Origin of the sequence: Xanthomonas sp. DAR33341 (assembly GCF_003992815.1) — a bacterium.
GTDB lineage: Bacteria > Pseudomonadota > Gammaproteobacteria > Xanthomonadales > Xanthomonadaceae > Xanthomonas > Xanthomonas cissicola.
In genome coordinates this window covers 158632-167954 of the sequence record NZ_QEYV01000021.1, presented here as the reverse complement: position 1 = coordinate 167954, position 9323 = coordinate 158632, and the positions used below count along the sequence as shown (strand labels likewise).

General features: G+C 62.0%; 9 protein-coding genes and 1 pseudogene. 2 read left to right on the top strand and 8 right to left on the bottom strand.

What is annotated here, in order from left to right; all coding sequences use genetic code 11:
• Positions 1–252, bottom strand: a 252-nt coding sequence (locus tag EO156_RS08480) for a transposase (RefSeq protein WP_164735855.1), incomplete at its 3' end; no start/stop codon positions are given.
• Positions 253–548: 296 nt separating this feature from the next.
• Between EO156_RS08480 and EO156_RS08475 the strand changes: the two genes are divergently transcribed.
• A complete protein-coding gene (locus EO156_RS08475; RefSeq protein ID WP_080683258.1) occupies positions 549–1688 on the top strand; it encodes a pectate lyase in 1140 nt (379 codons plus the stop codon).
• Positions 1689–1816: 128 nt separating this feature from the next.
• Here EO156_RS08475 and EO156_RS24145 read toward each other — a convergent pair.
• Positions 1817–1942: pseudogene (locus EO156_RS24145) on the bottom strand (IS5/IS1182 family transposase); the annotation flags it as partial.
• Positions 1943–2310: 368 nt separating this feature from the next.
• On the opposite strand from EO156_RS24145, the gene EO156_RS08465 reads away from it, so the two are divergent.
• Positions 2311–3981, top strand: a complete 1671-nt coding sequence (locus EO156_RS08465; RefSeq protein ID WP_005913085.1) for a glycoside hydrolase family 28 protein — start codon at positions 2311–2313, stop codon at positions 3979–3981.
• Positions 3982–4152: 171 nt separating this feature from the next.
• On the opposite strand, the gene EO156_RS08460 is transcribed toward EO156_RS08465, so the two are convergent.
• The 6 genes from EO156_RS08460 to efp form a co-directional block, all read right to left on the bottom strand.
• Positions 4153–4842 carry a phytoene synthase gene (locus tag EO156_RS08460; RefSeq protein WP_003486073.1) on the bottom strand — a complete coding sequence of 230 codons (690 nt, stop codon included), beginning with the start codon at positions 4840–4842 and terminating at the stop codon, positions 4153–4155.
• Between the two features lie 28 nt (positions 4843–4870).
• Complete coding sequence (locus EO156_RS08455) at positions 4871–5572, bottom strand: phosphoglycolate phosphatase (RefSeq protein WP_161632299.1); 702 nt, start codon at positions 5570–5572, stop codon at positions 4871–4873.
• 73 nt (positions 5573–5645) lie between these two features.
• Positions 5646–6365: a bifunctional 2-polyprenyl-6-hydroxyphenol methylase/3-demethylubiquinol 3-O-methyltransferase UbiG gene (gene ubiG, locus EO156_RS08450; RefSeq protein WP_003486071.1), complete on the bottom strand. Its 720-nt coding sequence runs from the start codon at positions 6363–6365 to the stop codon at positions 5646–5648.
• 31 nt (positions 6366–6396) lie between these two features.
• Positions 6397–7734, bottom strand: a complete 1338-nt coding sequence (locus EO156_RS08445) for a TRZ/ATZ family hydrolase (protein ID WP_016850388.1) — start codon at positions 7732–7734, stop codon at positions 6397–6399.
• Positions 7735–7751: 17 nt separating this feature from the next.
• On the bottom strand, positions 7752–8537 hold the full coding sequence (locus EO156_RS08440) for a hypothetical protein (RefSeq protein ID WP_029829079.1): 786 nt from the start codon (positions 8535–8537) through the stop codon (positions 7752–7754).
• Positions 8538–8731: 194 nt separating this feature from the next.
• Positions 8732–9298 carry an elongation factor P gene (efp, locus tag EO156_RS08435; RefSeq protein ID WP_003486066.1) on the bottom strand — a complete coding sequence of 189 codons (567 nt, stop codon included), beginning with the start codon at positions 9296–9298 and terminating at the stop codon, positions 8732–8734.
• Between the last annotated feature and the right edge of the window lie 25 nt (positions 9299–9323).

Below are 9323 nucleotides of genomic sequence, written 5' to 3'. Positions count from 1 at the left end.
GATCAGGTCCTTCATTGCCGCGTTGTCGAGCGCCAACTCGGCGTACATCCGTTTGAGCTTGGCGTTCTCGGACTCTAGCTCCTTGACCCGCCGCAGCTCGGACGCCTCCAAGCCGCCGTACTTGCTCTTCCACTGGTAATAGGTCGCCGTGCTGATGCCGACTTGGCGACAGATGTCTTTGACTGGAACGCCTGCGTCGGCCTGCTTCAGCGTGGCGATGATCTGTGTCTCGGTGAACTTCGATGTGCGCATGGAACCTCCTGACTTGGGAACGATGCCAGAAAGATCTACTTATGCGGTGTCTGCGGATCGGGGGAGCTTACGGAGTCGACACTGTGGATGAAGCGAAAGCAGTTACTGCCTGCTATGGGGAGCGTGCGCCTGTGATCCGTGGAACTCCCACGCAAAGCGCCAGAAATGGCGAAATTCCGAGGATTCAAACGCCACTCTTCGGAACGACGCGACATCCCGCACTCTCAGGCCTCGTTGTTCAGACCTTCCCTAGAGATTCTACATAAATTTTTCTCTTTGCAATAAAGATCCGAATTTTGCATTTACATTTACCTACTATCTCGCTGTTTTTTGCCATTTTTATCACACAGGCTGGTATCGCCAATGCTGATACCGGAGGATTTTCTTCTGCATCTGTATCTGGCGAAACTGCCATTACAGTGACAACACTTGCAGAGCTGCAAACGGCACTCAATGCCAAAAATCACCATATCATCATCCGTGGAAAGATCTACGGCGGCCCCAAATTGACTACCCTGAATTTCTCCAGCACTATTTGGAACAACATAACAATCGAGGGTGCTGCAGGCGGTGGAGCGGCCTTGCAGAATATCCAATTGAAATTTAGCGGCGAGAACTTGCCCGCCGGGATAAACATTCAGAATGTGGTTATCAGAAACATCTCATTCTCTGGCAATATCGGCGACTTGCAAGCCCTGCCTGACCAAGTCAAAGGAACGTCCAACAACACTGGCATCAACTACGTAGGCGTATCATTGCGGCGTATATCCAATGCTTGGATCGACCACTGCGATTTCTATGATATTAGCGATGACCTTTTATCAGTCGGCATGTCATCTAATTACGTCACGCTGTCGTACAATCACTTTTACTTCAGTAACAGCTGGGTCAACATGAATCCGGATCCGGTATGGAACTGGGTCGAAAAAAATTACCATGACCTCGCAAATGAGCGCTTAGCAATCCTTATTGGTCACAACAAGAAAGATTCATATGTATATGGCGGCAATAAGCTGCACGTAACGCTGCACCACAACTGGTTTGGCCCCAATCTTGCCGGGCGCCCCTTACTGCGTGGCTGGGTGCATGCCTATAATAATTACTTTGACAATAGCACATCACCTAATGGTGAGCGAACCGCTGCCGATGGTCGCGGCTATGAAAAGCAGCAGTACAACGCTTTGCAGGTAGGTAGCGGCAGTATTGTTTTTTCCGAATCAAACTATTTCTACAAAACCAACAATAGCAACCAGATTCGACTAGAATCAGACGGTGACATGTACAATTTTTACGAAAAAGAAAACGTTTATGACGCAGTAACGGGCAATTCGGCGATCGGCTCAACCTTCAATAATGCACCAGTCAAATACAGCTCCGAGCCTGATGATTCGGCAAGAGTCCCCGGAATCGTTCGGTCCTCTGCGGGGCCGCACTAAACACGATTCCTCCAGCATTCACCGCGCACCAGAAAGAGGCGCCTAAAGAATGTTTGAGGGGCCCCATATATTCAAGGCCAGGGAAGGTCTTAACAACTCACCGACCTTTCAATCCTGCTTCTTGTATGTCAATGACTGGCAAAAATGTGAGTAGGGTGCAATTTCTGCAACGCTCTGTCGGTTTTCGCTGCGGCCAGGCAGAGTTACCAGCGGGCCGGCAGCAATTGCCGGCGCACCATCCACAGGTTCGCTAGCTGTGATACAACGTGACCGAAAAACATGTAGGTCGGCCTACATCACGAATGTTTCAAAAATAGCTCGTCCAGCTCTCTTTTCTATGCACGCGATCGATCGACTGCACAGTTCGTCGCGGCGGGCATCTGCAGCACGCGGGAGTCCTGCAAAACACTTGTACTACCTTCGGCGCTGCGGTGCTGAATTCGTGCTGGCACCATCGAACTTCTGCAGGGCTCGCCAAGCTTGCATCCCGTTATCGCTGGTCGACACAGCAACGCAGAGACCACGCATGTGGCAGGGCACCGATGTTCGCAGCGCCTCATACAGGTGCATCTCGCTGCGCTCGTTTATCTGGCGCGCCTGTCGCATAACCGGAGAAAGACCTATGCCGTACCATCGCCTTGTTCCCGCCGTCGCGCCACTGCCCCTTGCCCTGCTCGGCCTGTCCACGTTTCACGCCAGCGCGGCGCGACCGCACGGGCAGGATGCACCCGATACCGCGCACAGCATTTCCACCAGCTGGGGGGAGATCCAGCAGCCAGCATTGCCGACCAAGGTATGCGCCACGCTCAAGGCTGCGCTGACCCCGGTGGGTGGTTCAGTGGATATGCTCGACCAGAACCCTGCCCACTCCAAGCGCGATACCGCGCGCCTGCAGGCGGCCATCGACGATTGCCCTGCCGGCAGCGCGGTGCGTCTTGCCCCCGGCGATGCCGGCGAATCCGGCGTGCTCAGTGGGCCGCTGACCATCAAGAGCGGGGTCACGCTATGGATCGACCGCGGCGTCACCTTGTTCGGCTCGCGCAATCCGCAGGACTACGACAACGGCCTGGGCACCTGCGGCACCGCCACCAGCGACAAAGCCAAGTCGTGTCGTCCGCTGATCCATCTCTCCGACACGGCCAACAGCGCCATCGTCGGCGCCGGCAAGATCGACGGCCGTGGCGGCAGCACGCTCACTGCCGGGCCCAATGCCGGCAAGGCCAGCTGGTGGGATCTTGCCTATCTCAACGTCACCAAGGGCTTGAGCCAGCACGTGCCGCGCCTGTTGCAGATCGACGACAGCACCGACGTCACCTTGTACGACATCACCCTGGAGAACTCGCCCAATTTCCATGTCATCAGCGACAACGTGGTGGGCCTGACCGCGTGGGGCATCAAGATTCTGGCGCCCAGCCTGGTCTATTCGCGTCCCGGCTACCGATGCCCGGCAGGCAGCACCCCGGACGTCAATCCGCACGCGACCTGCTTCACGCCGGAGACTGCCAAGAACACCGACGGCTTCGACCCGGGCCAGTCGAAGAATGTGCTGCTGGCTTACTCGTACATCGGCACCGGCGATGACGGTGTGGCGATCAAGGCGCACGCCAACAGCAAGCGCAGTATCGCCTCGGAAAACATGCTGTTCGCCTACAACCAGTTCTACTACACCCATGGCTTTTCGCTGGGCAGCGAAACCGATTCGGGCATGCGCCATATCGCCGTGCGCGGCTTGAGCATTGACGGCTTCAACGCCAACGATGTGCAGCGCGATCCCTACTCGGCCAATGGCCTCCGCATCAAGTCCGACGCCTCCCGCGGCGGCCAGGTCTACGACATCAGCTTCGAGAACATCTGCATGCGCGGGGTTGCGCGGCCACTGGTGTTCGATGCCAACTACGCCAATCCCGCCACCCGCGCCGCGCCGCCGCAGTTCAACGGCATTTCGCTCAGTCACGTGCATTCGCTGGGTTCGACCACCCTGGGTGGCGGCGAACTGAGTTTCTATGGGTATCGCGATGCCGGCACCACCCGGCCAATCACCATCTCGCTGGACAATGTCGTGCTGGAAGGCGGCAAGGTGAGCTTCGCGCAGCCGCATTTCGGCGGGCCCGCGAGCAACCCGGGCGCGACGCACTTCACCTTCAAGGGTGGCCCGGTGAGCTTTTACGATCAGCTGACCGAATCGGTGCCCAACGATGTGCAGCTACAGGGCAAACCCGGCCCGGGCACGCCACTGCAATGCAATGACGCCTTCATTGCCTATCACTCGGTACTGCCGGATTCGCCGATTTGAATCCAACGTGCTGAGCGCTAAGGAAATCACATGCGATGCAACGCTTGCTGCAATCTGCCGGTCGCAGCAAGCCATCGGTCCAAACCCAACAATGCAACGGGTCTGTCCGGCAGCACGCAGGACACACTAGTGCGCTTGCACGTTGCGGCCATGCGGCCGTATCGCTTGCGCTCAGTCCGCGCCGCTGGCAGCACGCCAGCAATGCCAGAGCTGTTGCATCGGCGGTGGGTACGCGGGCTTGCCCGCCAGCTCGCGCTGCAAGCGCAGCCGTGCCAGACGCGACCACACCCGGTGCGGCCGTGCCAAGGCGACTTTGCGCGGCCAGGCCTGCAACAGCTGCGAGCGCCAGGCGGGCGTGGCGATATCGCCCGGCGCTGCGCCGTCGCCAGCCACGCGTTGGCGTGCATCCAGCCATTGCACCGCCACCGCAGTGGCATCGCCAGGCCGCGCCCGTGCGAACAGCACCGCTTCCACCGCAACCACCGCCTCGGCGAACGTGCGCAATGCCCCTAGCGCGTGCTGCAGCGATTGCGGCTGGACGCGTGCGGCCTGCATGGCCGGCAAGGCGTCGGCCAGCTGTGACCACGGCGCACGGACCGGCTCAAGCACGCGCCCCAACGGATGCCGCGAGCGCTGGCTCGACCAGTCACGCAGCTCCTGCTGCCACCACGCCAGCTTGGCATCGGCCGGCAACGGGTCGCCGGCGATATTCATGATGTCTTCCCATTCCTGCAGCAACGCGAACCAGGCAACGGCCAGGCGGCGTTGCGGCTCGGGCACGAACGGTTCGGCAACCGACCATTCCGGCCAGCGGGTTGCCCACTTGTCAAGAAAGCTGTCGAGGGCGCTGGATTGGCTCATGGCGGGTCCAGAAAAATACGAAGAAGGATCAGATCTGCGGCCACGTTGCCGGATTCCAAAGCGCCTGCGGCCGCTCGACCAGTACATCGGCCTGCCAGCGCGACGGGTCGTCGTCGTCCAGACGATAGCCCCACAATGCCGCGACCGATGGCATCGCCGCCGCGCGCGCAGCCACGATGTCGCGCTCATCGTCGCCGACATACACGCATTGCGCAGGTGCAACGCCGATGCGTTCTGCGGCGACCACCAGCGGCAATGGATGCGGCTTGCGCTCGGCCAGCGTGTCGCCACCAATCAGCACCGCGCAGCGCTGCTCCCAGCTCAACTGCGGCAGGATCAGGCGCGCCAGATATTCGGGCTTGTTGGTGACGATGCCCCAGACGCAGCCGGCATCCTCCAGCCGCATCAGCATCTGCTCGACACCATCAAACAGCTGCGACTGCGTACCAATCAAGCCCTCGTAGCGCTGCAGGAATTCCGGCACCAGCGCAACGCACGCCACGGCATCGAGCTCGGCAAAGGCCACGCCGAGCATCGCACGCGCACCTTTGGAGACCACCGGACGCAACGAAGCCGACGCAACTGGCGCACGCCCACGCGCATCCAGCATGGCGTTAACGGTCGCGAGCATGTCCGGCGCGCTGTCCAGCAAGGTGCCATCCAGATCGAACAACACCGCACGCGGGAAACCCACAGCATCACCTGTCGTCAATTGCGTATCGCCCGGCACGCCACCGAGACCATCAAGACCCCAACCAACGGCCGTTGCGAATCCCAAATCCCGAATTTCGAATCCCGGCTGCTCACGGTTTCACCGCATACGCCAGGTAATTCACCTCGGTACGCGAAGACAGGCGGGCGCGATTACGCCACGGCTCGTACAGCATGCCGCTGACGTCTTCGAGCTGCAGCCCGGCGTTGCGCAACCATGCCGCAAGCTCGGCCGGCTTGATGAAATCCTTGTAATGATGCGTGCCCTTGGGCAGCAGACGCGCGATGTATTCGGCGCCCACCACCGCCAGCGCGAACGCGGCCGGGGTGCGATTGAGCGTGGACAGGAACAGCTTGCCGCCCGGCTTGAGCAGGCTGGCGCAGGCACGGATGATCGCGGTCGGATCCGGCACGTGTTCGAGCATTTCCATGCAGGTCACCGCATCGAAACTGCCGGCCTGTTCGGCGGCCAGGTCTTCCACCGATTGCACGCGATAGTCGACCTGCACGCCCGATTCCAGGCTGTGCAGACGCGCCACCTTGACCAGTTCCGGCGCCAGATCGATCGCAGTCACCTGCGCGCCCAGGCGCGCCATCGACTCGCTGAGCAAGCCGCCACCGCAGCCGACGTCGAGCACGCGCGCACCGGCAGGTTCCAGCCGCGCGGACACATACTCCAGACGCACAGGATTGAGCGCATGCAGCGGCTTCTGCGGGCCATCGGCATCCCACCAGCGGTTGGCCAGTGCGGCGAATTTATCCAGCTCGCTCTGATGGAAATTGCTGGATTTGGCGTGCGTATTCGAATTCATGCGGGGGGCTCCGTGATGCGGTAACGCGCGCTCAGGCGCGGACGGTGCGGATGCGTTCGCGCCATTGCCGCGCGTTGGCGACCAGGGCGGCGGTATCCATGTCGATGAGCTCGCGCTGCACCAGTTTGGGCTTGCCGGCGATCCACACATCGGTGACCTGATGGCGGCCGGCCGCGTAGATCAACTGCGACAACACATGGTGCAGCGGCTGGGTTTCCAGTGCAGACAGGTCCACGCAGACCAGGTCGGCCTGCTTGCCGACCTCGATCGAACCGATGGTGTCGCCCAAGCCCAAGGCGCGCGCGCCGCCCAGGGTGGCCGCGCGCAAGGTGGTGGCCGCATCCAGCGCGGTCGCATCGTTGGCCACGGCCTTGGCCAGGATCGCGGCGGTCCGGTTCTCGCTGAACATGTCCAGGTCGTTGTTGCTGGCGCAGCCGTCGGTGCCGATGGCCAGATTCACGCCCGCGCGCTGCAGCGCGCATGCCGGGCAAAAACCCGAGGCGAGCTTGAGATTGGATTCGGGGCAATGCACCACGCTGACGCCGCGCTCGGCGCACAGATGGATTTCCGCATCGGTGAGCTGGGTCATGTGCACCGCGATCAGGCGGTCGTTGACCAGGCCCAGGCGATCCAGCCGCGCCAGCGGGCGCTGGCCGTACTGCTTAATCGAATCGGCCACTTCCTGCGCGGTTTCGTGCGTATGCAGATGCACGGGGATGTCGAGCTGGTCGGCCAGCATGCGCACGCGTTCGAAGTTGGCATCGTTGACGGTGTACGGCGCATGCGGGGCGAACGCGGTACTGATCAACGGATCGTCGCGCCATTGGTCGTGCAACTCGCCGGCACGCGCGAAGTATTCATCGTCCGACGATGCCCATGCAGTCGGGAAATCGATGATCACCGCGCCCACCAGCGCGCGGAAACCGTGCTGCTTGTAGACGGCCGCCTGCACATCGGCGAAGAAGTAGTTTTCGTTGACGCAGGTCGTACCGCCGCGCAGCATTTCGGCAATTGCCAGCGTGGTGCCATCAGCTACGAATTCCGGCCCGATCACCGCCGCTTCCACCGGCCAGATGTGCTGCTGCAACCACACCATCAGCGGCAGGTCGTCGGCGACGCCGCGCAGCAGCGTCATCGGATTATGCGTATGCGCATTGACCAGGCCGGGCATCAACGCAGCATCGGGCCGCGACACGGTCTGCTTGGGCGCAAAACGCGCGCGTGCGTCGGCAATCGGCAGCACGGCAACGATGACGCCGTGACTGACGGCCACCGCGTGGTCTTCCAGCACCACCGCATGCGGTTCGATCGGCACGACATAGCCGGCCTCGATCAGCAGGTCGCAGGGTTCGGGCGGGGCATTGGTCATGAGTGGATCCATTGAAGTTAGTTGCCGAACGGCCAGGAGTCGTCGGAGCGTGACACAGGCACATACCGCGTGCCGTCGTAGCGCAGCAGCTGGCGCTGGCGGTGCGTGCGCTCGATATCCTCTGCATCCTCGACCGTGGTCGAAGTCACCAGGTTGGCAGTGAGTGCGATGCCGGCATGGCCCGCATGGACCGGCGCGTCCATCGACAGGGTGAGCGTGCCGCGCTCGGTCACCACACCCGTCGCGCCCCAGTTGCATGGTTCGCCTTGCACCCGCCGCCACACGGTCAGATCCCGCTGCAGCACCGGGCGCAACCGGCGCTGTTCGCGCACCAGCAAGGTCAATGCGTCGTTGCTGTCGAAATCCGGGCAACTGGGCCCGCGCGCAACGCTGTGCACTACCACGCCAACCGCGCGCACGCCCGGCGCCAGGTCATAGCGTGCGGTGTCCAGGCGCAGACTGTCGGCAGCAAGTTCGAAGCCGGCATCCTCGCCCATGTCCTGCGAGTACAACGCGACGACCTGGGCAGTGCGGGCATCGAGCATGGCAACCCGCAACTCAAGGTTGCGTTCGCCTGCCTCGGTGGTGGCATCGCCGGCGAACGCAATGGCCGCCAGCCGTATCGACGGGTCGTACGGCCACGGCTTGCAGGTCTGTGCCACCGCATGTTCGACCGGCACCGCCCCTGCCGCGCCGGACGCCGCACCAGCTGCAACCGCCGCCACGCTCTGCGCGTCGCAGGCGGTGGCGGTTTGCGCAAGCACCGGGCAGGCGGTCAGCATGCCGCTCAGCCCGGCCAGCAACGCAAAGCGAACGCCCGTCAGGTGGGTGCGGACGGCGCACCGGACCTGCGGCGTACGCATGCTAGGCGCCGATTCCGAACACCGGCCGCCCGAGCCTGGCGACTGGGCAGTCGGTTTGTCAGCTGCTCCTAACGCCATCAGGACACTGGCACTGCGTACCGCTCGAGCGGACCGGCGTCCCAGGCGCATCTGGATTACTTGACGCGCGCCGAGTATTCGCCCGAACGGGTGTCGACCTTGATGATTTCGTCCTGGTTGACGAACAGCGGCACGCGCACCACCGCGCCGGTTTCCAGCGTGGCCGGCTTGCCGCCGCCGCCGGAGGTATCGCCGCGCACGCCCGGGTCGGTCTCGGTGATCTTGAGTTCGACGAAGTTCGGCGGCTGCACCCAGATCGGGGTGCCGTTCCACAAGGTCACGATGCAGTCTTCCTCGCCCTTGAGCCACTTGTCGGCGCCCCCCATGCCGGCCTTGTCGGTCTGCACCTGCTCGAAGGTGTCCGGGTCCATGAAGTGCCAGTACTCGCCATCGCTGTAGAGGTAGCGCATGTCGGTATCGACCACGTCGGCCACTTCGACATCGTCGGTCGCCTTCATGGTCATTTCGACCACGCGCCCGGACTTGATGAAGCGGTACTTCATGCGGGTGAAGGCCTGGCCCTTGCCCGGCTTGACGTATTCGGTCTCGGTGATGACCGCCGGCTCGTTGTTGACCAGGATCTTCATGCCGTTCTTGACGTCGTTCATGCCAACAGTGGCCATGGTGCAGCTCCTCGATAAGACCACG